25 protein-coding genes are annotated in these 21563 nt (G+C 67.0%); 15 read left to right on the top strand and 10 right to left on the bottom strand.

Going from position 1 to position 21563, the window contains the following annotated elements:
- Positions 1–149: 149 nt before the first annotated feature.
- Complete coding sequence (locus FGF80_RS06070; RefSeq protein ID WP_138652817.1) at positions 150–866, bottom strand: HAD family hydrolase; 717 nt, start codon at positions 864–866, stop codon at positions 150–152.
- Positions 863–1066, bottom strand: coding sequence for a hypothetical protein (locus FGF80_RS06065; RefSeq protein ID WP_138652815.1), 204 nt, complete (start codon positions 1064–1066; stop codon positions 863–865). Before FGF80_RS06065 ends, FGF80_RS06070 begins: the two co-directional genes overlap by 4 nt.
- A 176-nt stretch (positions 1067–1242) precedes the next feature.
- Here FGF80_RS06065 and FGF80_RS06060 point away from each other — a divergent pair, with 176 nt between their 5' ends.
- Positions 1243–2019, top strand: a complete 777-nt coding sequence (locus FGF80_RS06060; RefSeq protein WP_138652813.1) for an SDR family NAD(P)-dependent oxidoreductase — start codon at positions 1243–1245, stop codon at positions 2017–2019.
- Between the two features lie 107 nt (positions 2020–2126).
- Here the strand turns inward: FGF80_RS06060 and FGF80_RS06055 are convergent, their stop codons facing one another.
- Entirely contained in the window at positions 2127–3284 is a 1158-nt protein-coding gene (locus FGF80_RS06055; RefSeq protein WP_138652811.1) for an MFS transporter, read from the bottom strand.
- A 172-nt stretch (positions 3285–3456) separates the two neighbouring features.
- Between FGF80_RS06055 and FGF80_RS06050 the strand changes: the two genes are divergently transcribed.
- On the top strand, positions 3457–4458 hold the full coding sequence (locus tag FGF80_RS06050) for a TIGR04024 family LLM class F420-dependent oxidoreductase (RefSeq protein WP_006186027.1): 1002 nt from the start codon (positions 3457–3459) through the stop codon (positions 4456–4458).
- A gap of 47 nt (positions 4459–4505) precedes the next feature.
- On the opposite strand, the gene FGF80_RS06045 is transcribed toward FGF80_RS06050, so the two are convergent.
- Positions 4506–5300: an alpha/beta fold hydrolase gene (locus tag FGF80_RS06045; RefSeq protein ID WP_006186028.1), complete on the bottom strand. Its 795-nt coding sequence runs from the start codon at positions 5298–5300 to the stop codon at positions 4506–4508.
- Positions 5301–5430: 130 nt separating this feature from the next.
- Here FGF80_RS06045 and FGF80_RS06040 point away from each other — a divergent pair, with 130 nt between their 5' ends.
- Together FGF80_RS06040 and FGF80_RS06035 are read left to right on the top strand one after the other, a co-directional pair.
- Positions 5431–6117: a helix-turn-helix domain-containing protein gene (locus FGF80_RS06040; protein ID WP_138652809.1), complete on the top strand. Its 687-nt coding sequence runs from the start codon at positions 5431–5433 to the stop codon at positions 6115–6117.
- A 195-nt stretch (positions 6118–6312) separates the two neighbouring features.
- Positions 6313–7359: an AIR synthase family protein gene (locus FGF80_RS06035; RefSeq protein WP_138652807.1), complete on the top strand. Its 1047-nt coding sequence runs from the start codon at positions 6313–6315 to the stop codon at positions 7357–7359.
- 78 nt (positions 7360–7437) lie between these two features.
- Here the strand turns inward: FGF80_RS06035 and FGF80_RS06030 are convergent, their stop codons facing one another.
- Both FGF80_RS06030 and FGF80_RS06025 read right to left on the bottom strand, forming a co-directional pair.
- Positions 7438–8280 carry a phosphatase PAP2 family protein gene (locus FGF80_RS06030; RefSeq protein WP_175416993.1) on the bottom strand — a complete coding sequence of 281 codons (843 nt, stop codon included), beginning with the start codon at positions 8278–8280 and terminating at the stop codon, positions 7438–7440.
- Between the two features lie 327 nt (positions 8281–8607).
- Positions 8608–11343 carry an AAA domain-containing protein gene (locus FGF80_RS06025; protein ID WP_138652805.1) on the bottom strand — a complete coding sequence of 912 codons (2736 nt, stop codon included), beginning with the start codon at positions 11341–11343 and terminating at the stop codon, positions 8608–8610.
- 208 nt (positions 11344–11551) lie between these two features.
- On the opposite strand from FGF80_RS06025, the gene FGF80_RS06020 reads away from it, so the two are divergent.
- Positions 11552–12124, top strand: coding sequence for an SPW repeat domain-containing protein (locus FGF80_RS06020; RefSeq protein WP_138652804.1), 573 nt, complete (start codon positions 11552–11554; stop codon positions 12122–12124).
- On the opposite strand, the gene FGF80_RS06015 is transcribed toward FGF80_RS06020, so the two are convergent.
- Entirely contained in the window at positions 12121–12375 is a 255-nt protein-coding gene (locus FGF80_RS06015) for a hypothetical protein (RefSeq protein ID WP_006186035.1), read from the bottom strand. The genes FGF80_RS06020 and FGF80_RS06015 overlap by 4 nt on opposite strands.
- Before the next feature lie 146 nt (positions 12376–12521).
- Between FGF80_RS06015 and FGF80_RS06010 the strand changes: the two genes are divergently transcribed.
- From FGF80_RS06010 to FGF80_RS06000, 3 genes are all read left to right on the top strand, one after another.
- Positions 12522–13073 carry a hypothetical protein gene (locus tag FGF80_RS06010; protein ID WP_006186036.1) on the top strand — a complete coding sequence of 184 codons (552 nt, stop codon included), beginning with the start codon at positions 12522–12524 and terminating at the stop codon, positions 13071–13073.
- A gap of 92 nt (positions 13074–13165) precedes the next feature.
- Positions 13166–13567 carry a nuclear transport factor 2 family protein gene (locus tag FGF80_RS06005; protein WP_138652802.1) on the top strand — a complete coding sequence of 134 codons (402 nt, stop codon included), beginning with the start codon at positions 13166–13168 and terminating at the stop codon, positions 13565–13567.
- On the top strand, positions 13564–13785 hold the full coding sequence (locus FGF80_RS06000) for a hypothetical protein (protein ID WP_006186038.1): 222 nt from the start codon (positions 13564–13566) through the stop codon (positions 13783–13785). Before FGF80_RS06005 ends, FGF80_RS06000 begins: the two co-directional genes overlap by 4 nt.
- A gap of 91 nt (positions 13786–13876) precedes the next feature.
- On the opposite strand, the gene FGF80_RS05995 is transcribed toward FGF80_RS06000, so the two are convergent.
- The gene (locus FGF80_RS05995; RefSeq protein WP_006186039.1) at positions 13877–14833 is read right to left on the bottom strand and encodes a zinc-dependent metalloprotease; all 957 of its coding nucleotides are present in this window, start codon (positions 14831–14833) and stop codon (positions 13877–13879) included.
- Positions 14834–14905: 72 nt separating this feature from the next.
- Positions 14906–15214, bottom strand: coding sequence for a hypothetical protein (locus FGF80_RS05990; RefSeq protein ID WP_138652800.1), 309 nt, complete (start codon positions 15212–15214; stop codon positions 14906–14908).
- A gap of 321 nt (positions 15215–15535) precedes the next feature.
- Between FGF80_RS05990 and FGF80_RS05985 the strand changes: the two genes are divergently transcribed.
- The 6 genes from FGF80_RS05985 (at position 15536) to FGF80_RS05965 (ending at position 19239) form a co-directional block, all read left to right on the top strand.
- A complete protein-coding gene (locus tag FGF80_RS05985) occupies positions 15536–15763 on the top strand; it encodes an LSM domain-containing protein (RefSeq protein WP_006186040.1) in 228 nt (75 codons plus the stop codon).
- Positions 15760–15936, top strand: coding sequence for a 50S ribosomal protein L37e (locus FGF80_RS05980; RefSeq protein WP_006186041.1), 177 nt, complete (start codon positions 15760–15762; stop codon positions 15934–15936). The genes FGF80_RS05985 and FGF80_RS05980 overlap by 4 nt, the downstream gene beginning before the upstream one ends.
- 150 nt (positions 15937–16086) lie before the next feature.
- Complete coding sequence (locus FGF80_RS05975; protein ID WP_138652798.1) at positions 16087–17277, top strand: threonine synthase; 1191 nt, start codon at positions 16087–16089, stop codon at positions 17275–17277.
- A gap of 137 nt (positions 17278–17414) precedes the next feature.
- Complete coding sequence (locus tag FGF80_RS19075) at positions 17415–17588, top strand: hypothetical protein (protein ID WP_007108874.1); 174 nt, start codon at positions 17415–17417, stop codon at positions 17586–17588.
- A 220-nt stretch (positions 17589–17808) separates the two neighbouring features.
- Positions 17809–18510 (top strand): phosphoglycerol geranylgeranyltransferase, encoded by a 702-nt coding sequence (locus tag FGF80_RS05970; RefSeq protein WP_006186044.1) that lies wholly within the window; start codon positions 17809–17811, stop codon positions 18508–18510.
- 78 nt (positions 18511–18588) lie between these two features.
- A complete protein-coding gene (locus tag FGF80_RS05965) occupies positions 18589–19239 on the top strand; it encodes a helix-turn-helix domain-containing protein (protein WP_138652796.1) in 651 nt (216 codons plus the stop codon).
- A gap of 20 nt (positions 19240–19259) precedes the next feature.
- Here the strand turns inward: FGF80_RS05965 and FGF80_RS05960 are convergent, their stop codons facing one another.
- On the bottom strand, positions 19260–20060 hold the full coding sequence (locus FGF80_RS05960) for an SIR2 family NAD-dependent protein deacylase (RefSeq protein WP_138652794.1): 801 nt from the start codon (positions 20058–20060) through the stop codon (positions 19260–19262).
- Positions 20061–20225: 165 nt separating this feature from the next.
- Between FGF80_RS05960 and aspS the strand changes: the two genes are divergently transcribed.
- The gene (aspS, locus tag FGF80_RS05955) at positions 20226–21530 is read left to right on the top strand and encodes an aspartate--tRNA(Asn) ligase (RefSeq protein ID WP_006186047.1); all 1305 of its coding nucleotides are present in this window, start codon (positions 20226–20228) and stop codon (positions 21528–21530) included.
- The last annotated feature ends 33 nt before the right edge of the window (positions 21531–21563 follow it).

The following is a 21563-nucleotide window of genomic DNA, read 5'->3' as shown; positions in this document are numbered from 1 at the left end:
GGCTGCCGTTGCATCGCGATGCGCGCTCGACATGGGATACGGTAGCATAACTGCGCTGCCTAACGAAAATAGTTACGCTGTCTTTCTTATTTTACAATGTTCAGGGTGGCGGCGCGGGTTCCGAGCCGGCTCTACGGAGTGTCGTCCGGTCAGTCCGATCGCTCCCGGTTCCCGTCGACGATCTCGAGCACGTCCTCGGGCGTTTCGATCCGATACGAGACTGCCGGCCCCGCCTCGGCCCCGAACGCGACGCCGTGTATTCCCATGTCGGCGGCCCCCTTGATATCGTGCTCGTAGCGGTCGCCGATCAGCAGGGATCGCTCGGGGGCGACGTCGGCCGTCTCGAGCGCCGTCTCGAACATGGCCGGATCGGGCTTCGTGCGCCCGACTGCCTCGGAGGTCGTGATCGAGTCGAAGTGATCGCGGACGCCGAAGCGCTCGAGCATCGCGCGACCCGCCGTGTCGTCGACGTCGCTGATAACGCCGACGTGGAGGTCGCGATCGGCGAGTCGCGCGATCGTCTCCGGAGCGCCCGGAACCGGCTCGATCGACGAGCGGACGATCTCGTCGAACCGCGGTTGCCACTCCGCGCACGGGACTGTCGTCCCGACGATCGCCTCGACGGCCAGGTGATAGCCGTCGCGCGCGGACCGAAACTCGGTGCCGTCGCGCTCGCGGAAGTAGTCCCCGACGGTCGTCCGCCACGTATCGATCGCCTCCTCGACCGTCGCGTCGACCGCGTGACGATCGCACAGGTCCGCGACGAACTCGGCGTGGGCGCTCTGCACCGACTCTAACGAGAGAATGACGCCGCCGATATCCCAGAAGACGGCGGCCCAGTCGTCGGGCTCGTCGGCATCGCTCACCGGTCGGCCCTCCCAATTGTCGGATTCGGACTCATGCCGCCCGCGACGGAGCCGGCCGTCCCCTCGCCGACCGTCTCGTGGGCGCGTTTCTCGAGGGCGTCGTCGGAGACTGGGGAGGCGGGAGGACCGTCCGCGAGTCTCCCGCCGGTCGCGGCCGCCGGCTGTCGATCCGATCCGTCGTCGGTGGTGTCCTGATTCATGGCTCTGTTCGCGGTAATGGCCGTCACGCGGCCAGGGCCGTTTCCCCGCCGATGACTCCCACCCGCTTAACGGTACGATATCTATGCCCATCTTTATTAACAGTTGCTGTGAATGGTCAAACGGAGCTAACAATGGTAAGGAAAACGGAACGCGTTGCGGTCATCGGTGATCGCACATGAGTACCGACCAGTTCAGCGTCGACGGCGATGTCGCTATCGTTACGGGGTCCTCGAGCGGCATCGGGAAGTCGATCGCGGAACGGTTCGCCGCGGACGGCGTCGACGTGGTCGTCTGTTCGCGCGAGCAGGACAACGTCGATCCGGTCGCCGAGGGGATCAATGAGGGCGACAGCCCCGGCGAGGCGCTGGCGGTCGAATGCGACGTGACGGACCGTGACGCCGTCGAGGCGCTCGTCGAGGCCACCGTCGAGACGTTCGGCGGGCTCGACGTGCTGGTCAACAACGCCGGCGCGTCGTTCATGGCCGACTTCGACGACATCTCCCCGAACGGCTGGAAGACGATCATGGATATCAACGTCAACGGCACCTATCACTGTACCCACGCCGCCGCGGAGCATCTCAAGGACGGCGGCGGTGCGGTGATCAACCTCGCCAGCGTCGCCGGCCAGCGGGGGTCGCCGCTGATGAGTCCCTACGGCGCGGCCAAGGCCGCGGTCATCAACCTGACGACGACGCTGTCCTACGAGTGGGCCGACGACGACGTGCGCGTCAACTGCATCGCGCCGGGCTTCGTCGCGACGCCGGGCGTCGAGAGTCAGATGGGCGTCTCCGCGGACACCATCGACCGCGAGGAAGTCGCCCGCCGTATCGGCACCGTCGAGGAGATCGCCGACGTGACGCAGTTCCTCGCCAGTCCCGCGTCCTCGTACGTGGTCGGCGAGACCATCACCGTCCAGGGCGTCCCGCAGATCGAGGAAGACCACGACGTGTAGTCCCCCTGTTTTCACACCGCAGCTCGCTTCACGACGCGGTTACGCCGCTTCCTCGAGCGTTTGCCGGCCGCCGGTTCCCGTTCCGGGCCACCCATGGGAGTGACGGTTCAACTCGGGAGCCGGCCCCGCCGCTCGAGGACGACGAGGACCACGACCGACGCCCCGAGGAGGAGGGCCGCGCTGCTGAACACCGTGTCGTAGGTGTAGCCTTGCTCGAGAAAGAGGCCCACGGCGGACGAACCGAGCGCTTGGGTGAGCATCCAGGCGGAACTGAACACGGCGTATGCGCTGCCCCGCGTCGAATCCGGCAGCGTATCGAGGAGGTACGTATCCGTGGCCGGAAACAGCGCGTGCACGACGAACCCCACGATCGCGGTGATGACGACCAGCGCAACCAGGCTGTCGACCGCCGTCAATGCGAGGAGGCTCGCGGCGAACGCGCCGACGATGCCGAGCAAGTACGGGACTTTGGGGAACCTGTCGGCCAGGTCCCCGCCGAAGTAAAACGCGGGAACGCCGGCGGCGAACACGATCGTGAGCGCCATTCCAGCCGCGCGATCGGAGAGCCCCTTCGACTGCATGTACAGTTCGTAGAAGTTGAACAGGCCCTGCCAGACGAATACGGGTGCGCCAACGATCGCCAGCGCCGTCACGATGAGACGCCACTCCGAGAGCGCGCCGGCGACGAAGTCGCGATCGGCCCGTCCCGCAGTCGGCATCTCGGTATTGCTCGCGATGAGCCACGTGGCGACCGTTACCACTGCCGCACCGACGGCGATCGCCCACAGCGAGAGCCGCCAGTCGACGAGGAGCGTCAGCGCGACGAACGGCGCGGCGATCACCGCGGCGATCTGGCTGGCAGCCCCGTGAATCCCCATGACGCGGCCGACCCGCGATGGGAACAGTTCGCTCAGCAGCGGATTCGCCGAGACGAAGTAGACGCCGGAGGCGATACCCATGAGGAAGGCCCCGCTCATGAGCCGCGGGACCGTCGTAGCGGTCGCAGCGATCGCCGAGGACGCCGCGAGGATCAGGCCAGACCCGATCACGATGTGATGTCTCGGGACTTTGGTGAGCAGCCACCCGGTCGGCAACCGAAGGGACGAACTCCCGACCCACGCGAGCGTCACGATGAGACCAGCAGTCGCCTCCCCGATCGCGAATTCGCCGATGAACACGTCCAGCAGCGGTGCGAAGATGACTCTGGCCAGATTGAGGAAAAAGACGAGGCCACAGAGGGAGGCGAAGAGTCGTGTCCGGGTCACAGTCACTCATTCCAACAGCGGGTCTCAAACGTTCCGGAACCGGCCGGTGCCAAAGCGGTGTGACATCCGTTCCGGACCGGCATGCGTCCCTCGGAGTCCCGTCGGTAAACGATCGGCCTCGGACTCCCGGTTCCCATACACCCAAAAGGCCCCGCTCCGTCTGTGTCCGACGATGACTGACAGAGAGGTCCACCTGCCGGTGGCCGCACAACCGACGATCGACTCGATCGTCGACTACGCACAGACCGCCGAGGACGGCGGCTACGACTGCGCCTGGCTCCCCGAGACATGGGGCCGCGACGGCGTCACCGTCCTGTCTGCGATGGCCGAGCGCACCGCGGAGATCGATATCGGCTCGAGCATTCTCAACACCTACTCGCGGTCGCCGGCCCTGTTGGGGCAGACGGCGGCGACGCTGCAGGAACTCTCCGAGGGCCGGTTTCGGCTGGGACTCGGTCCGAGCGGCCCCGTCGTGATCGAGAACTGGCACGGCGTGGAGTACGGCAATCCGCTCAGGCGCACCCGGGAAACGGTCGAGATCGTCCGGCAGGTGCTTTCCGGCGAGACCGTCGACTACGACGGCGAGAAGTTCGACCTCTCGGGCTTTCGCCTGCGCTGTGACCCGCCGGAGACGACGCCGCCGATCGAGGTGACCGGAATGGGGCCGAAGGCGGTCGAACTCGCGGGCCGCTTCGCCGACGGCTGGCACGGCATCATGCTCACTCCCGACGGGACGCGAGACCGACTCGAGGATATCGAACGCGGTGCCGAACTCGGCGACCGCGACCCCGACGACGTTCAGGTCACCACGGGCGTCACCTGCTGTGCGCTGGACGACCCCGCCGAAGCCCGTCGCCTTGCCCGCCAGCACATCGGCTTCTACATCGGCGGCATGGGCACGTTCTACCGCGACGCCCTCGAGCGACAGGGGTACGACGAGGCCGCCGAAATCCACGACGCCTGGCAGGACGGCGACCGCGAACACGCACTCGAACTGGTCGACGAAACCATCCTCGACGATCTCTGTGCGGCCGGCGATCCCGAAACCGCCCGCGAGAAACTCGAGGCTTACGAGGCCGTCGACGGCCTCGACGCCATCGCGGTCAGCTTCCCGCGCGGTGCGAGCGAAGCGCAGGTCCGGCGGACGATGAACGCGGTCGCGCCCGACGCCTGAGCGGAGTCCGAAACGGGGCGTTCGGCGCTCCGTTGGCTGCCGAATCGCTATCGTGTTCGCATGAACGCGTCGATTTCTGCGGAGAGTACGTCCGGTGCGTCGGCGGGACCGCTGTGGCTCACGCCGTCGAATTCGACGAGACGACTGTGCGGGAGCACGTCGTGGGTTGCACGGGCGCTCTCCCGGAGAAATCCGGGGCCGTCGGTGCCGGTCAATACGAGTACAGGGGCGGTAACGTCCAGGCTGTTCGGAAGGCGGTATTGCTCGACGGCGCGGTTCATCCGGACGACCTCTTCGGCGAGGTCCGTACACGCCGGCCAGACTGGCCACGCTGCGAGCCACGCGTCGAGGTCGTCGATCCCGTCGGGGTGGAGGACCTGTTCGATGTACCGCTTCACTGCCGCACGCCGTTTCCCCGCCTCGATGAGCGTCTGCATCCGGTCCGCGAGGTCGGCATCCGATCGGTAATCGTCGGGAAGGATCGCGGGTTCATACGCGACGACTGCCGTCACTGCTGCGTTCGTCGCAGTTTCGATCGCGGTGAGTGCGCCGTAGGAGTGACCCAAGAGGACCGGTTCCTCATCGAGCGCATCAACGAGTGCTCGGACGTATTCGACCTCCCGATTCAGCACGTCGTCGGCGCTGGTCTCGGCTCGATCGTCGAGACACGTTCCGAATCCCGGGCGTTGTGGGACGATCGCGGTGTATCCGTCCAGGTGTGGAATAACGGGCTGCCAGTATTCTTTGGGAGCCATGCCGCCGTGAAGGAGAATCAGTGGCGGGCCATCACCGTGGCGCTCGTACGTTACCTCGATTCCAGCGTCCGTCTGTATCGTCTGCATGCATCACCGCATTCGAGGCGGCTCAGGCTAACCGATTCTCTCAGTGATGGGGCATTTTAAATGGGGGTGGGCGGAAGGAGAGCGGATCATCTTTCGATACGTCCATTTGCACAGGGGAAAACGACGCGGTATGGGGCTCGTCGCGGAGTTCGATATCCACTGTCCTGCGCTTCCGCTCGTCGGGGTTGCGAGAGCAGCGCCTGAAGCGACGATCGTTCTCGCGCTTCAATTCAACCACGGTGACCGGCCACTGTTTATCACCACTGTGACGGACGGTTCACGGACGGCAGTCGAGGCGGCCTTGACTGACGCCGACGATGTCGACGAATGGACGGTGATCGGAACGGCTGACTCCACGCGACGATATCAGGCGGTCCCCGCGCTCAGTTTAGCGGACCAACTCGGTGACCACATCGACGACCTTGCCGGACTCAAGGCGCTTGCCACCACTGAAGCCACTATCGAACGGATCGAAGTGACCCCCGACGGGTGGTGTCAGTCCGGGTGGTTTGCTACTCGAGCGGCGTTCGACGAATTCTCGTCGTTCTGGCAACAGAACGCCGGGTTTCGATTGTCCCGTCTCACTCACGACGGTGCATCCGAACCGCCCGGCGATGGCCTCTCCGATCGCCAACGTGAGGCACTCAGAACGGCCTACGAGATGGGGTATTTCGACGTTCCTCGGCAGACGTCTCTGAAAGCGATCGGGACGGAGTTGGACATCTCTGCGTCCGCGGTCTCGGAGCGACTTCGCCGCGCGCAAACGTCCCTCATCGAGGAAACGGTCGCAACGACGTGGCCGCCCCTTCCCGACTAGCGGACTCCTGACGGCCCCTCTGTCTCGGCAGTCGCTTTCCCGCGGAGCGTACGGGGGTCCCGTTCCGGTCGCTGCTCTCTCGGTGCGCACCGGCGTCCGTGATCGAACCGGTTCGCATGCCAGCCTTTCGGACGGCTCTCCTCGAGCGGCGAGTGCTCCGACAGCTACAAACCGTGCATCGTCCCAGTTCGTGGTATGCCCGGGAAGGTGAGTCCGGACGATCTGCTGACCCACGTCTTCGAGCGGACGGGGGCAGCCGAGAGCGATGAGACGGTTGTGCAGGGCCCCGCGGACGGCGAGGACGCCGCCGCGATCGACTGGCCCGACGGCGAGGGCACGCTCGTAGTCAGCTCCGATCCGATCTCGCTGGCCGCCGAGGGGGTCGGCGAACTCGGCGTCTACGTCGCCACCAACGACGTGGCCGTCTCCGGGGCGGACCCGCGCTGGCTGACGGCCGTCGTCTTGCTCCCGAGCGCCGACAACGACGCGGCCGAGGCCGATGACACCGCCGCCAGCACCGACTCCGGTCGCTCCCCGCTCGAGGAGATCTCCCACGATCTCGATGCGGCCGCCCGCGAGGTCGGCGCGTCGATCGTCGGCGGCCACTCGGAGTACGTCGATCAACTCGAGCGGCCGCTGCTCTCGCTGACGGCGATGGGGGCAACCGATCGGTTCGTTCCGACCGGCGGCGCAGCGCCCGGCGATGCCGTGCTCCTCACCAAAGCGGCGGGGATCGAAGGGACAGCCATCCTCGCGGCCGACTTCGGCGACGAACTCGACATCGACCCCGAAGTCCGCGAGCGCGCCGCGGCGTTCCTCGACCAAATCAGCGTCGTCCCGGAGGCCCGGATCGTCCGCGAGTACGCGACTGCGATGCACGACCCCACCGAAGGCGGCGTCGCGGCCGGCCTGCTCGAGGTCGCCCGCGCCTCGAACGTTCGGCTCGCGGTGGACCGCGATGCCGTCCCGATCCGCGAGGCGACCGCAACGCTGTGCGAGGCGGCCGGTGTCGATCCGCTCCGGATCTTCGGCTCCGGCGCGCTGCTCGCGACGGTCCCCCAAGACGCGGTCGACAACTGTCTCGCGGCGCTCGCGGATGCGGGACTCCAGGCCACGCCGATCGGAACCGTCCGGGCGCTCGAGGGCGGCGACCCCGACCTCCGTCTCGACGGGGAATCGATCACCGAGCCGATCGAAGACGATCTGTATCCGCTCTGGGAGCGAGCCGACAGCGAGGACTGACCGCTCCAGTCGATCCGTCCCGCTCGATTCGCCGCGTGGATTCTCGCGACGAGAGCCTCGGATCGGGCGAGCGGTGGCTCACGCCCGCCGGGACTCGAGGCCGTCGACCTCGAGGCGGCCGACGGCGGCCGGTGCGAGGAGTATGCCCCCGACGAGAACCGCATAGAGGGCGACGAGCGCGGCGTCGGAAGACGCGACGACGGCTTCGACCGCCGTGACGACGGCGACGAACCCGACGCCGACACCGACGAGCACGACGCCCTCGCGTCGGGACCGCAACACTGGCAGGGCCACGAGCCGTCGGGAGGCGACCAGCCCGCCGATCGAGCCGCCCAGTCCGAGCAGCGAGTCGGTCGTCCCCACGACGGCGGTGGCGGGAACGGCGAGGATGAGCGCGATCGCGAACCCGATCGTCGGGTCGCCGCGCGTGAGGCGATTCATCACCGCGACGAAGGCGACGCCGAGCGCCGCGCCGACGATGACATCGCCGAGGTAGTGAACCCCGAGGACGACTCGAGACAGCGAGACGGCGACGATCATCGTTCCAGCAGCCGTGACCGCGCGCCAGTCACCGAGCCGGTCGGACGCCGAGACGAGCCCCCCATAGACGACGGCCGCCGCGAACGCGTGGCCGCTCGGAAAGCCGTATCCGTCCCGCTCGCCCTCGAGCGCGACGAGCATGGCATCCGACGGCGGTCGCGGCAGCCCGAACAGCGTCTTGAGCGAGAGCACCAGCGCCAGTCCGGCGACTGCGTAACTGATCACGAGCGCGTTTCGCCGGCGCTCACCACACCAGAACAGCACCGCGAGCAGTAGCATGAGGACCGTCGTTCCGCCGAGTTCGGTGATCCACACGACGAACTCCGCGTACTCGGTCGGAACGGCGTTGCGAACGGTCGCGCTTGCCCCCTCGAGTCGCATGTCATCGGTCGGTACGTTCAGCGGAGAATAAATGCCGGCGGTATCGGTCGGTACGATACCGCATCGACCGAATGATGAACCCGCTATCGGCCGGCTGTGCGGGCTCGCTCCCGTGGACCGAGTGACGCCTCCTCCGTGTTCGAGAGGTATCGGTTCGACGGCACGGCGCTCGTCGGTCGGTTCCCCGTCGTCTCCCGGAGCGACTGGAGACGTACGTCGCCGCGTCCATGTGCGGGCCGAAACATCGGACGGGTGGACCTCGCAGTGGGTCCCGGAACGCGTCCACGGTGGCGTGAGAAACGTCGCGGTCCGTCGCGGCCGGTCACATCACCGGCGCGCCCACTCGAGCATCCGTTCGTAGACCGGGTCGGACCCAAGCGCCGCCGCGTCGCCGACCAGCACCAGCGCGCGCTTGGGGCGGGTCAGTGCGACGTTGATCCGGCGGTAGTCCTCGAAGATCGGCCCCTCGAGCGAGCCGGTCGCGGTAAAGGAGACGATAATGACCTCCTGACTCGAACCCTGGAAGCGGTCGACGGTATCGACGGCGACATCGTCGGGAACGTGTGCCGAGATCTCCGAGACCTGGGCGCGGAAGGGCGCGATGACGCCGATGTCGGCGCGGTCGAGACCGGCGTCCTCGTAGGTCTCGATCAGGGCTGCGATCCGCGCGGCCTCCTCGCTGTCGGTGTACCGTCCTCGGTCGCCCTCGACGTCGACGAAGGAGACGGGGTCTCGAAGCGGTTCGGGGAGCGCGTCCCGGGAAACACCCGCGAGGTCGTCCAGGGTCCGCGCCGCGACCGTGGGTGTTGCGGGTCGAAGCTGACCGTCGTAGAACTCGGTCGAGGCGAAGGCCTGGATGCGCTGATTCATCCGATACTGGCGGTCCAGCATGACGCCCGCCTCGGGGTAGCGCCCGACGAGCCGTTCGAACAGCGACTCGGTGAGGTCGTTTTCGGCGCGAACGACCGGCGGCAGCTGTTCGTGGTCGCCGACGAGGACGAACCGCTCGGCCAAGTTGATCGCCGCACAGGTTCCTGGTTCGGTGAGCTGTGCGGCCTCGTCGACCAGCGCGACATCGAACGCCTGCTCTTTCATCACCCGCGAGCCACAGGTCGACGTCGTCGCCGCCACCACCTGCGCGTTCCGCAGTTCGGCGGCGCGGTCCTCGGGATCGCCCGCTCGCTCGAGACGGTACGGCTCCATGTCATTGCGGATACCGCTCTCGGAGCCGACGCGGACGACCCGCTCTTCGTCGATCACGCCCGCCAGTTGGTCGAGCAGGGCCTCGAGCGCGTTGTCGACGGCGCGATTGGTGAAGGCCGACAGCAGGACGCGCTCGCCGCGCTCGACCATCGCACGAATGGCGCGGGCGATGGTGTAGGTCTTCCCGGTCCCCGGCGGCCCGTGGATCAGCGCACAGTCCCTCGCGCCGACGGCTTTCGTTACGGCCTCGTTCTGGCGCTCGTTGTTGTCGATGAAGGTCTCCTCGGGGTCCTCGAACGCGGGCTCGGCTCGGCCGAACAGGACGTCCTTGCGTCGCTCGTCGCCTTTCAGGAGCGCGTCGTGCATCGCGACGAGCAGCCGGTCGGTCGTCAGTTCGGAGGGATAGACATCTAGCCGCGTGACTTCGACCGGCTCGTCGGCCGTGATTACGACTTCGTCGTCGAGTCGTTCGATGCGCGCCAGTTCGGACTCGCCTCGAACCGGATCGCCGTCGCTCGCGAGCACCAGGTCGCCCTCGCGGAGTTTCGAGTTCGCGCCGCCGGGTCGCCGCGCTCGCAGTTCCCACCGGCCACCCTCGAGCGGGCGCTTCTCGAGGAACTCGAGGTCGATCAGCGCGCGGTCGTCGTCGGCCCGCTCCTCGGCGCTTTGCTCCCAGAGCTTGGCGTACTCGCGGTGAACCTCCCGGCGCTCCTCCTCGATCGCCCGGTAGAAACGGTCGAAGTACTCGCGTTCCTCGTCGGGCAGCGATTGCCCGATCTGGCCGGCCTTGGATTCCTGCTCTAGCCGGCCGGAGACGACCATGCAGGTGTCCTGTTCGAAGCAGTACTCACACTTCGCGTCGGCCTCGTATCCCGTCGGGATATCGCCCGCCATCTCCATGGCTGCGATCTCGTTTCGGAGACGAACGACGTATTTCAGGAGGCCCTCGCCCATCGTGAACTCCTTTGCCGGATTGAGGTCCCCGGTTTCCTCGTTGCGATCCAACACCGAGTTCTTCGTATAGAGCAGCGTTCCGATATCGACGTCGCCGCCGTGTTCCTCGAGCAAGAGGGCGTAACAGGCGGCCTGCACCTTGTCCTTGAACCGCGGTTCCTTCTTGAGGTTCTTGCCGGTCTTGAGTTCGACCGGGGCCCCGCGGCGAACGGCGTCGGCCCGGCCGCGGATGCCGAACGTCTCGCTGATGAGCAACTGCTCCGAGCGCCACCCGTCTTCCGACTCGTCTAACCGGCCCTGCTGGAGCCACCCTTCGATCGCCGTCGCGTTCTCTCGGACGTCCTCGGCGACGGCGTCGGCCGTCTCGCCGAGCAATCCCAGTTGCAGTCCCCGTTCCTCGACGCGGGCCGCGATCGAGTCCTCGAGATCACGCCCTCGCAACAGGTCGCCGAAGACCTCGTGGACCAGCGTCCCTTTCACCACGGGATAGTTCAGCGGCACTCCGGAGAGTTTGTTCAGGTAGTACAGCCGGGGGCACTCGACCCAGTTGCGGATCGACGTTACGCTCACGAGGAAGGAGGGTTCGACGACGACGTAGGAGTCCCCCGTCGTCGCGTACTGGGTCTCGCCGTCGTATTCCTCTTCTTTGGCGTTCGTCACGAGCACATCCATCCCGGGCTCGAGCAGGTCGGCCGATTCGGTCCATTTGTTCCAGAGCGTCACCGTCGTCGTCTCGCGGCCGTCCGCGAGCGTCGCCGTTCCACCGTCGCCTCGAGTGCGGGATGCGTCGCCGGGCGGCGCGTCGTCGCCCCGCCGAAGCGGGACTTCGGCGAGATCGCTCTCGCCGTAGTTCGTGGTCACCGACCGCACGTCGACCTCGCCCGCGACGGTTCCGCGTACGTGCACAGCTATCGTCACGAGCGAGCGATCAAAAACGCTATCGGTCGTCGCGGCCCGCGCGGTCGCCGCCGGTCCGGCCGCTCCGACCCGAGCAGACGAGCGACACACCGAGTCGGTAAACCGGGTTTACCGACGGTTTCGGTTCCCCTCGAGTCACCACAACGATTGGAACGGACGGGGTGCTTTTGAGACCGCGAGTCGTACGCTCGATGCCATGAGTGACCCGAACGGCGACGATCGTCGGACGAGCGACGAGTCCGCGGCCGATCTCGGGACTGGGCCGAACGATGGGCCGACGAACCGGCCGGAAGAGGCGACCGCCGACATCGATTCCGGGACCGGCGCGGGCGACGGGACGCGTGCCGGTGGCCGCGATCCGCGCGACGAACCGATGCAGGTCGCAACCGCGGAACGGCGGCGCAAAACGTCGGTTATCAGCCTGCTCGTCGCCGTCCTCGGCGCGTGGGTCGCGCTCTCCGTGTTCGTCTTTCGGACGGCTCCGGCACCGCTGTGGAACGACGTACTGGTCGGACTCGTCGTCTTCGTTGCCGCCGGCTACAACTACTACCGCGTGACCAACGACGTCCCGATAAGTACCGGGATCGCGTCGTTGATCGCCGTCCTCGGGGTCTGGCTGATCGTTTCGGCTGCCCTCCTCGGGATGGTCGGCGGACTGTTCTGGAGCACCCTCGCGACCGGGCTCGTGATCGCCGGACTGGCTGGCTACAACGCCTACGAGGCCCGCGAGGCCAGAGCCGTCGCGACCGAGACCGGACCGGGCGCTTAGATTCCCCCCGGACCGTACTCGGTCTCGAGCCGTCGGACGCGGTACTCGGCGGCGTGGTGGCCCATCGCGACGACGGCGAACCCGAGCATGACGACGGCGAACATGATCGAGACGGCCGGCGAGACGCCGTTGACGTAACTATTGCATAACTGGCCGAGCGCCAGCGTGACCGGTGCAAGCGTCAGCAGCGCGCTCTTGGCCGGAGTCGCGCGAAACAGTTCGACGAACGAGAGTGAGTGGCGGACGGACATAGGGAAAGCGTCGGTTACGTTTCCTGACGGGGGAGCAGTGGTATTCCTTTTGGTTCGAATCGGTCGTTTCCCCGACCAACAGAATCGCTGTGGCGTCTTTCGTCGCAATCGATACGTTCTTTCTGCCGGCGGCCGAACCGTCGGGCATGCGGATTCGCGAGTGGCAGGACGTACTCGAAGACGTCACTGAACGGAACGTCGATCCGGAGAACTGGCGCGCAGTCGCCGGTGACCGCGCCGGCGGCGTCGGCGAAGACATGTACCTCGCGCATCCCCGGGCCGGCGTCTTCTTCCTGAAAACGTACGCGAAGAACCCCTTCGAGGTACGGGGCGTCGGCACGCGAGTCGCCCGCAGTCTCGACGACGAGATCGGCGCGTTCATGCCCGAACGCGATTCCGGCGGGCGCTTTGCGGTCCAGTCACCGCCCGACGACGAGGAGCAAGCCGAAACGGTCGGCAAGCGCCTCGAGACCGTCCTCGAGACGCACGCGGACGCACCGACCCGCCCGCAGGACCTCTTCGACGACGTGATGGCGGCCATGGAGAGCCCCGCGTTCGGCCCCATGGAGTACGATCAGTACGACCGACCCGACGAACTCGAGGACCTCTCCGAGCGGTTCGAGGAGGCCGACGACCTGCTGAACGCGGAACTCGAGGACCTGATCGAGACCGACGAGGTCGACCGCGGCTTCATGTGAACGGGCGGGTCCGCCGGCAATATCGCCCGTCTCGCCTCGCGCCTGCGTCTGCGTCCGATGACTCTTTGGGAGCGGGCTTCGAGGGTTGACCCATGCCACCGAGCGCGAGCGCCGAGGCCGTCGTCCGCGGCTACTCCGACGCACTCCGCGACGGCGACCCGGTTACGCCCGCCTTTTCGGACGCCGATTCGATCGTCACGTTCGGCATCAGTGAGTCCCTGTTCGGCGGTGCCGACATCGCCGCGGCCCGCGAGAAACAGACCGAGACGGCCGAGAAGTGGGTCGTCGAAAGCCAGGGGCTCGCCGTCACCGACCGCGACGAGTGCGCGACGTTCGCCGATGGGGAGACGATGGCCTGGACGGCGACCGGCGACCGCCATCGGTTCGACAGCCGTTGGAGCGGAACGCTGGTGGAACGGAACGGGGTCGACGACCCGCGCGCGAACGCCTGGCGGTTCGTCACGATGCACGTCAGTGCGCCCCGCGCGCTATGAGTCGAGATCGCGGTCCGGGACGCGACGCTGCGCGCTCGAGCGGTTCGACTGCGGGGGCCAGCCAACTCAAGGCCGTCTTCGTTCTGTTGGTCGGACTCTCCGGCGGCCTGGTCGCCCTCCAGGGCGACGCCGCCCTGCCGGTGGTCGGCGCGGCGATACTCGGCGGTCTCGTCGCCGGCGGGGCGTTGCTCTGGTATCTGCTCCGGATTACGACCTGACTGACTGCGGTGGGACGACCAGTGGTTCAGCGGACGAGCGACCGCCTTCGCGGGCAAAACAGACACCGGGTCAGGAACGAGCCGAGTTCGCTCAGCGGTCGACGCGCCGAATCCACGCCCCGGGCGCGTCGAGTTCGTCGTGACTGGGGAGGTTCTCGGGCCCCTCCCAGACCAGACTCGCCGTCTCGAGGTCGCGGACGGCGACGACGTGCTCGAAGAAGTTCTTCCCGCGTTCGTACTGACGTTCCTTGAGTCCGAGGCCGAGCAGGCGACGGAACAGTTTCTGGAGCGGCCCTCGGCCCTGCCGGCGCTCGTCGAGTTTCCGCCGGAGGTCCTCGTACTCGTCGTCGAAGGCGTGATCCATCAGGAGTTCGGCGTACCCCTCGACGACGGTCATCGCGGCGTCGAGGTCGCGGAAGGCGTCCCGGTCGAACGCCCCCTCCGAGAGCGTCGCGATGCCGTCTTGCATCCGGCTCTCGAGGTGGTCGGAGAGCCACGGCGCGGCCCCGAACTCGGCGGCGTGGGTGACCTCGTGGAAGGCGATCCAGCGGCGGAACCGGTCCGCATCCACGTCGAGCGTGGCGGCCGCGTTGAGGATGTTCGGGCGGACGAAGTACAACGCGTGGTCGTCGGTGGGGGCATCGGCCAGGAGGAGCGGATCGTACTGGCCGAGGACGTTCCGCCCGAGGAAGGAGAGCAGGACGGTCATCGTTCCCGTATTGATCGTCCGGGCGACGCCGGGGAACGTCCCGGTGTGGGTCTCGAGCGTTCCCATGACGCGCTCGAAGGTGGCGACGTTGGCGTCGATCCAGTGGTGGCGGTTCTGGATTTCGATGGTCTCGGGGACGTCGAAGTCGACGCCCGAGACCGTTCGTACGGCCGTCCGGGCGTCTCGAACATCGCGGGCGTAGGCCTCGCGCTCCCCGGACTCGAGGTCGAGCGAGCCGGGGTCCGTCGCAGCCTTGGCAGCATCGGCGGCCGACCGCCAGTCGATCGCATCGTCACCGGATGCCCCGGCGACCGCCCGGGCGCTACGATAGAGATTCACGGGTATCGGTATGGGGAGGACGCGCAAAAGCGTTCGGCTCGTCCCGCGATCGAACGGACCGCCGGCGGGCGGTTAGTTGACGATGACGTCGGGCTCTTCCTCGGCCTCGAGTTCCCGCTCTTCGTCACCACCGCGGAACTTCTTGGCGGCGGCAGCGATGCCGACGAGGACGACGAGCGCGACCAGCGCGCCGACGGCGCTCTTGCCGGTGCCGCCCGACTCGTCGGTCGCGTCTTCGTCCGTCTCGGTCTCCAGGCCGTGATCCGTCTCGGCTGTCGATTCGGTACTGCCGATCGGCAGCGCCTTGCCGATCGAGCCCAGCCCGAACTGCGTCTCGCCGTCGATGTGCAACTCTACGAGGGTGAATTTCTTGTCGCCCATGGGCGGACGCTCAACGAGTGTCCACTTAGCCGTTTGGTTAGGTCTCCACTATCGTCCCACCTGAAACGGATTACACACCGATCGCACAGGCGTCGTGCGATCAGATGTACAGTGACGTTCAGTGGTCTCCTATCGTGAGCGATGTACGAACTGATTACGGGAGTCCCGTCCCGGTCGACTCGGCATTTCGGGCCGCAAAATCGCGGGACTGCGGTCCCGGCCCGTGCTGCTATCGGCCACGGTGTGCGGTACCAGCCATACCCCGCCAAAACCGGACTCCGGACCGGTACGATTAAGTGTCCGTCACCTGCGGTGTTGCGTATGAGTGGACGACCGCTGGACGTCCTCGAGGCGTCACTCGGCGACCGCGTGACAGTACGACTCAAGAGTGGCGACGAGTACGTCGGCGACCTCGCCGGCTACGATCAACACATGAACCTGGTGCTCGAGGACGTGACGATCCCCGTCGAGGGCAACGTCGAGGAGGAGCCGCCGGCCGAAGACACAACCATTATACGCGGCGATAACGTCGTCTCGATCACTCCATGACTGGTGCAGGAACCCCGAGCCAAGGAAAGAAGAACAAGACGACCCACACGAAGTGTCGTCGCTGCGGTGAGAAATCGTACCACACGAAGAAGAAAGAGTGCTCGTCGTGTGGCTTCGGCAAGTCCGCCAAACGACGCGGCTACGAGTGGCAGTCGAAGACCGGCGACAACTGATCTCTCCGTTCTCCCGTCCGATTCTGTCGGGCTTTCGACTCACGGCGTAGCGACCGCTGCTCTCGATGTCGCGGTCGACACGCGCTACCCACGCGTCGGAGTCGCGGTGCCGATGGACAACCCTTAGTTCGACGCCCCGAAGGGTCGCGTATGGAACCGACAGACGCCTTCGTCGGGCTCGAGTGTGTCGACTGCGGGGCGACCGTCGACGCCGCCGTGTCCCATCACTGTCCGGACTGTGGCGGCGCGCTCGATCCGCGCTACGACGACGACGCGATCGACCTCGACCGCGAGACGCTCGCCGACCGACCGTTCGACTCGCAGTGGCGCTACGCGGAACTGCTCCCCGTTGCCCGCGAGTCGGCGGTGACGACGAACGAGGGGGCGACGGCGCTGGTCGACTGTCCCGACCTGGCCGCCGAACTCGGCGTCGAGCGCGTGCTGATCAAAGACGAGGGACGGAACCCGACGGGGTCGGTCGCGGACCGCGGCGCGGCAGTGGCCGTCAGCGCGGCCGTTCAACACGGCGCAAGCGACGTCGCGCTTCCCTCGCCGGGTAACGGCGGTCAGGCCGTCGCGGCTTACGCGGCCCGCGCGGGGCTCGACACCCACGCTTACCTCCCCTCTCGGTCCGGCTTTACCAACAAGGCCATGGTCAACGTCCATGGCGGGGACATGAACGTCGTCGGCGGCCGCTACGGCGATGCCGTCGACGCGTTCGCCGACGGGATCGCGGAACACGACGACTGGTACTCGCTCCGCTCGTTCGAGACGCCGTACCGCCACGAAGGCGCGAAGACGCTGTTCTACGAACTCGTCGAACAACTCGAGTGGACGGTTCCCGACGTCATCGCGTACCCGACGGGGGCCGGGACCGGGCTCGTCGGACTCGCCAAAGCCGCACAGGAGTTCCGCGACCTCGGACTCACCGACGACCTTCCCGCACTCTACGCCGCGCAGGCGGCCGGCTGTGCGCCGATCGTCGAGGCGGTCGACGAGGACCGCGACGAACACCGCTCCGTCGACCACCCCGACACGATCTGTGGCGAACTCGAGATCGCCGATCCGGCGGCGAGCCCGCGCGTGCTCGAGGCGATCCGCGAGACCGACGGCGGCGCGGTCGCGACCGAGGACCCGGACATCCTCGAGTCCGCCGCGCGGGTGGCTCAGGCGGAAGGGCTCGAACTGATCCCGAGCGCGGCGGCGGCCGCCAGCGGGGCGTGGGAACTCGCGGAGCGCGGCGCGTTCGACGGCTCGGAGACGGTCGTCATCGTCAACACCGGCGCGGGCAACAAGGAGGCCGACGTGTTGCGGAGCCATCTGATGAGCCAGGGGATCTAGGCCCCGATCGAAGCCGTCGGCGACCGGTTCGGGGAGCGGCCGTCCAACCGCGATCCGATTCCCGAACCGACCGCGGGGACCGAACGCCTTCACCGACAGAGCCTTGACGCCGAGACGAGTAGACGAACCGAGTTCAAATGTGTGAACATTCACCAGAGTGTTCGAACGGGGGTACGTGCCAGCTCGTCCTCGAGAACGGACGGACCGGCCTCGAGACCGCCGAGTACTACTGTAAGGCACACCTCGTGCTCCGGATCTGGGAAGTCGAGAACGATAGCTCGATGCGAGCCGTCAGCGCCGAGCAACTGTAGGCGCGCCATCGGACACCGACACCGGTCCACGCCGGGGGACGCCGACCCGTCGCGCGCTGGCCGCGCGGTCGCCACTCGACGAGAACCGAAATCGGCCACCGCCGGCTCCCGTTCGGGGTGGAAACCACCGGCGGGCCGAGGCGTGGCCGGACGCGACGCGTGATCCGCGGGACGGGGGCGTTTCGTAGCGCTTTTGCTGGTTGTCGGGAAACGACGCGGTATGACTACCCCCTGGGACGACTGGAACCACATTCTCAAGATCGACCCGGACAAGGAGCTCCCCGAGGGCGTGACCTACGGCGATCTCTGTGCGACCGGCACCGACGCGATCGAAGTCGGCGGGACCATGGGCATCACCGAGGAGAACATGGGCGCGGTCATCGAGGCCTGCGCCGAACACGACGTTGCGCTCTATCAGGAACCCTCGAACCCCGAGGTCGTTCTCGAGGACGACGCGCTGGACGGCTATCTCATTCCGACCGTCTTCAACGCCGGCTCACCGTTCTGGATCACCGAGGCTCACAAGGAGTGGGTTCGACTCGAGGGCGAACTCGACTGGGAGCGGACGACGACGGAAGCCTACATCGTCATGAACCCCGAGGCCGACGTCGCGGAGTTGACCGAGGCCAACTGCGACCTCGATGCCGACGATGTCGGCGCGTACGCGACAGTCGCCGAGCACATGTTCGGCCAGGAGATCATCTACGTCGAGTACTCCGGCACCCTCGGCGATGAGGCCGTCGTCGAGGCCGCCGCCGAGGCGACCGACGAATCGACGCTGTTCTACGGCGGCGGAATCCATGACTACGACTCCGCGTACACGATGGCCCAGTACGCCGATGTCGTCGTCGTCGGCGATCTCGCACACGACGAGGGGATCGAAGCGGTTCGGGACACCGTCGACGCGGCCAACGACGCGTAGTCCGCGATCCGGTCCGACCGGCCGACAGACGTGAACGTGGCCTCAACTGTTTTGTCGTTTCGCGGCGCATGAACGGGCATGAGCCTCCTCGCCGCGTTCGAAGCGTCGTCGCCGGCGCTGACACTCGGGCCGACCCTCGAGGCGCTGCCGTCGATCGAGATCGAACTCGAGCGCCAATACGCCCTCGATCCCGCTCGCCCCATCGCGTTCTGTCGAATACAGTATCGTGACCGCGAGGGACTCGCCCGAACGCTTGCCGACGACGACACGATCGACGAGTTCGACCGACTCGGCGAGATCGAGCGCGGGAGCCTGTACCGACTGCAGCGCAGCGAGACGGACGTCATCGACGCGTACCGCGAGTGGGTCGACGCCGGCGGCGAGTTGCTCGCGTGTCACGGCTCCGACGGCAGTTGGGCGGTCGAAATGCGGTTTCCGGATCGCGACTCGTTCGGGCGCTATCACGAGTTTCTCGCGGGCGAAGGCGTCTCGATCGAGTTACAGCGCCTCGCCGACGGCGACGACGGGCGACGCCGCGGGTCCCGAGCCGTGCTGACCGACGCCCAGCGGGAGGCACTCACGCTGGCTCACGAGCACGGCTTCTTCGAGGTGCCCCGCGAGACGGGCCTGTCGGAGATCGCCGCCGAACTCGGAATCTCGAACCAAGCCGTCAGCGAGCGGCTGCGGCGCGGTCAGGCACAGTTGATCGACGACCGACTCGGCGAGTGACCGCGCCGCGACGCGGTGTCTCACGCTGTGGTCAGATCCCGCAGCCGCGGAAGCACCGCCGTCACGTCCTCGCGAAGCACGGTCTCGGCGATCCCGTCACACGGCGTCGGCTCGAGGTTCACGATGGCGACCGTCGCGCCGGTCGACGCGGCGAGTCGCGGGAGCGAGGCCGCGGGTTCGACGACGAGCGAGGACCCGATCGCGAGGAACACGTCGCTCTCGCGAGCGAGCGATCGGGCCCGCTGAAGGACGGCGTCCGGAAGCCGGTCGCCGAAGAGAACGACATCCGGCCTGAAGACGCCCCCACACTCGCACGTCGGCGGCAGTTCGCCCGCTGCTGCGCGCTCGACGATCGGGTCGCCGTCCCGGCGGTTTCCGCAGTCGGTACAGCGGACCCACCGCGAGTTGCCGTGAAGTTCGAGGACGGTCGTTTCGGTCTCGGCCGCGACATCGGGTTCGCCGTCGTTCGTCCGCTCGCCGCCCGCCCCCGCGGCGTCGCCGTGTAACCCGTCGGTATTCTGGGTGAGGATCGCCTCGAGATTCCCGTCCCATCCCATCGCAGCCAGCGCTTCGTGGCCCGCGTTCGGCTCGTACTCCTCGTCGAACATCGCTCGGTGGAGGGCGACCCGATCCGTCCAGAACCCCGCGGGATCGCGCCGGAACCGGTCGGAAGTGAACTGCCGCTCGTCGAATCGGTCCCAGATGCCGTCGTCGCCGCGGAAGGTCGGAACGCCCGAGGGAGCCGAGAGTCCAGCGCCAGTGACGGCGACGGCCGTGTCTGCACGTCGGATCGCGCCAGCGAGTCGCTCGAGGTCGTCCATACACCGGTACTCGGCGCGCTCGGCAAAACGGTTTCCCGCCGTCGAGGGGTCGGTATCGAGAGTCGCCGAGACGGTGTCCCGCGGATCGCACGCGCGGTGAGAATCGGCGGGAGCCGCTCGGCGTGAACGACTGCGCTTAAGTTCCGCCTGCGTGAATCGGGTGGTATGCAGGATAGAACCTACACTGCCGACGCCGAGCCGGGCGACGACGTGACGGTCGCCGGATGGGTCCACGAGATCCGCGACCTCGGGGGCATCGCGTTCCTGATCCTCCGGGATACCGCCGGCAAGATCCAGATCAAGTTCGAGAAAGACGAGATGGACGACGACTTAGTCGAGACGGGACTCGGCGTCTCTCGCGAGAGCGTCGTTACGGTCTCCGGCGCGGTCGAGGAGGAACCGCGCGCGCCGACGGGCGTCGAAGTCACGCCGGAGTCCGTCGAGGTCGTCGCGCCCGCCGACCCCGAACTGCCGCTCGATCCGTCCGGGAAGGTCGATGCCGACCTCTCGACGCGACTGGACAACCGCACCCTCGACCTGCGCAAGGACGAGGTCCAGACGGTCTTCGAGATCCGTTCGGACGTATTGCGTGCGGTCCGCGACCAGTTCCGCGACTACGACTGTACGGAGATCAACACGCCGAAGATCGTCGCGACGGGGACCGAGGGCGGGACGGAACTGTTCCCGATCACCTACTTCGGCGAGGAGGCCTTCATGAACCAGTCGCCACAGCTGTTCAAGCAACTGGTCGCGGGCTCGAACGTCGAGCGGGTCTTCGAGATCGGCCCGATCTTCCGCGCGGAGGAACACAACACGCCGCGGCACCTGAACGAGGCCACCTCGATCGACTTCGAGGGCGCGTTCTGTGACCATACCGACGCCATGGACGTCGCCGAGGGCATCGTCAAAGCCGCCTACGAGTCCGTGCAGGAGAACTTCGGCGACCAGCTCGAGGACCTCGACCTCGCCGAGGAGTTCGAAGTCCCCGAGGGCGACTTCCCGCGTATCAGCTACGAGGATGCCATCGAGCGCATCAACGCCACGGGCGAACTCGACGAGCAACTCGTCTGGGGTGACGACCTCTCGACGCCGGCCGAGGAGGCCCTCGGGCAGGACGTCGGCGGTCACTACTTCATCACGGACTGGCCCAGCGAGATCAAGCCGTTCTACATCAAGGATCACGACGACGATCCGGAGCTCTCGACCGGCTTCGACCTGATGCACCCGCGCATGGAACTGGTCTCGGGCGGTCAGCGCGAACACCGCCACGAGAAGCTCATCGAGGGCTTCGAACAGCAGGGGCTCGATCCCGACCAGTTCGAGTACTACACCAAGATGTTCAAGTACGGCATGCCGCCCCACGCCGGCTTCGGCCTCGGCGGCGAGCGCTTGATCATGACGATTCTCGGACTGGACAACATCCGAGAAGCCGTGCTCTTCCCGCGAGATCGCCAGCGGCTGAGCCCGTAAGCACTCTCCGGGAGTCGGCGAGTCGGACGAAAG

Origin of the sequence: Natrinema pallidum (genome assembly GCF_005890195.1) — an archaeon.
In the GTDB taxonomy this organism is placed as follows: Archaea; Halobacteriota; Halobacteria; order Halobacteriales; family Natrialbaceae; genus Natrinema; species Natrinema pallidum.
Note: the sequence above shows the minus strand (reverse complement) of the source record. Positions and strands in the feature narration are given on the sequence as shown.

Excerpts from the sequence above, each read along its gene's own strand:
- FGF80_RS06065 (WP_138652815.1), bottom strand. The coding sequence starts at position 1,066 with ATGAATCAGGACACCACCGACGACGGATCGGATCGACAGCCGGCGGCC.
- FGF80_RS06060 (WP_138652813.1), top strand. The coding sequence starts at position 1,243 with ATGAGTACCGACCAGTTCAGCGTCGACGGCGATGTCGCTATCGTTACG.
- FGF80_RS06050 (WP_006186027.1), top strand. The coding sequence starts at position 3,457 with ATGACTGACAGAGAGGTCCACCTGCCGGTGGCCGCACAACCGACGATC.
- FGF80_RS06045 (WP_006186028.1), bottom strand. The coding sequence starts at position 5,300 with ATGCAGACGATACAGACGGACGCTGGAATCGAGGTAACGTACGAGCGC.
- FGF80_RS06040 (WP_138652809.1), top strand. The coding sequence starts at position 5,431 with ATGGGGCTCGTCGCGGAGTTCGATATCCACTGTCCTGCGCTTCCGCTC.
- FGF80_RS06035 (WP_138652807.1), top strand. The coding sequence starts at position 6,313 with ATGCCCGGGAAGGTGAGTCCGGACGATCTGCTGACCCACGTCTTCGAG.
- FGF80_RS06030 (WP_175416993.1), bottom strand. The coding sequence starts at position 8,280 with ATGCGACTCGAGGGGGCAAGCGCGACCGTTCGCAACGCCGTTCCGACC.
- FGF80_RS06020 (WP_138652804.1), top strand. The coding sequence starts at position 11,552 with ATGAGTGACCCGAACGGCGACGATCGTCGGACGAGCGACGAGTCCGCG.
- FGF80_RS06015 (WP_006186035.1), bottom strand. The coding sequence starts at position 12,375 with ATGTCCGTCCGCCACTCACTCTCGTTCGTCGAACTGTTTCGCGCGACT.
- FGF80_RS06010 (WP_006186036.1), top strand. The coding sequence starts at position 12,522 with ATGCGGATTCGCGAGTGGCAGGACGTACTCGAAGACGTCACTGAACGG.
- FGF80_RS06005 (WP_138652802.1), top strand. The coding sequence starts at position 13,166 with ATGCCACCGAGCGCGAGCGCCGAGGCCGTCGTCCGCGGCTACTCCGAC.
- FGF80_RS06000 (WP_006186038.1), top strand. The coding sequence starts at position 13,564 with ATGAGTCGAGATCGCGGTCCGGGACGCGACGCTGCGCGCTCGAGCGGT.
- FGF80_RS05990 (WP_138652800.1), bottom strand. The coding sequence starts at position 15,214 with ATGGGCGACAAGAAATTCACCCTCGTAGAGTTGCACATCGACGGCGAG.
- FGF80_RS05985 (WP_006186040.1), top strand. The coding sequence starts at position 15,536 with ATGAGTGGACGACCGCTGGACGTCCTCGAGGCGTCACTCGGCGACCGC.
- FGF80_RS05980 (WP_006186041.1), top strand. The coding sequence starts at position 15,760 with ATGACTGGTGCAGGAACCCCGAGCCAAGGAAAGAAGAACAAGACGACC.
- FGF80_RS05975 (WP_138652798.1), top strand. The coding sequence starts at position 16,087 with ATGGAACCGACAGACGCCTTCGTCGGGCTCGAGTGTGTCGACTGCGGG.
- FGF80_RS19075 (WP_007108874.1), top strand. The coding sequence starts at position 17,415 with ATGTGTGAACATTCACCAGAGTGTTCGAACGGGGGTACGTGCCAGCTC.
- FGF80_RS05970 (WP_006186044.1), top strand. The coding sequence starts at position 17,809 with ATGACTACCCCCTGGGACGACTGGAACCACATTCTCAAGATCGACCCG.
- FGF80_RS05965 (WP_138652796.1), top strand. The coding sequence starts at position 18,589 with ATGAGCCTCCTCGCCGCGTTCGAAGCGTCGTCGCCGGCGCTGACACTC.
- FGF80_RS05960 (WP_138652794.1), bottom strand. The coding sequence starts at position 20,060 with ATGGACGACCTCGAGCGACTCGCTGGCGCGATCCGACGTGCAGACACG.
- aspS (WP_006186047.1), top strand. The coding sequence starts at position 20,226 with ATGCAGGATAGAACCTACACTGCCGACGCCGAGCCGGGCGACGACGTG.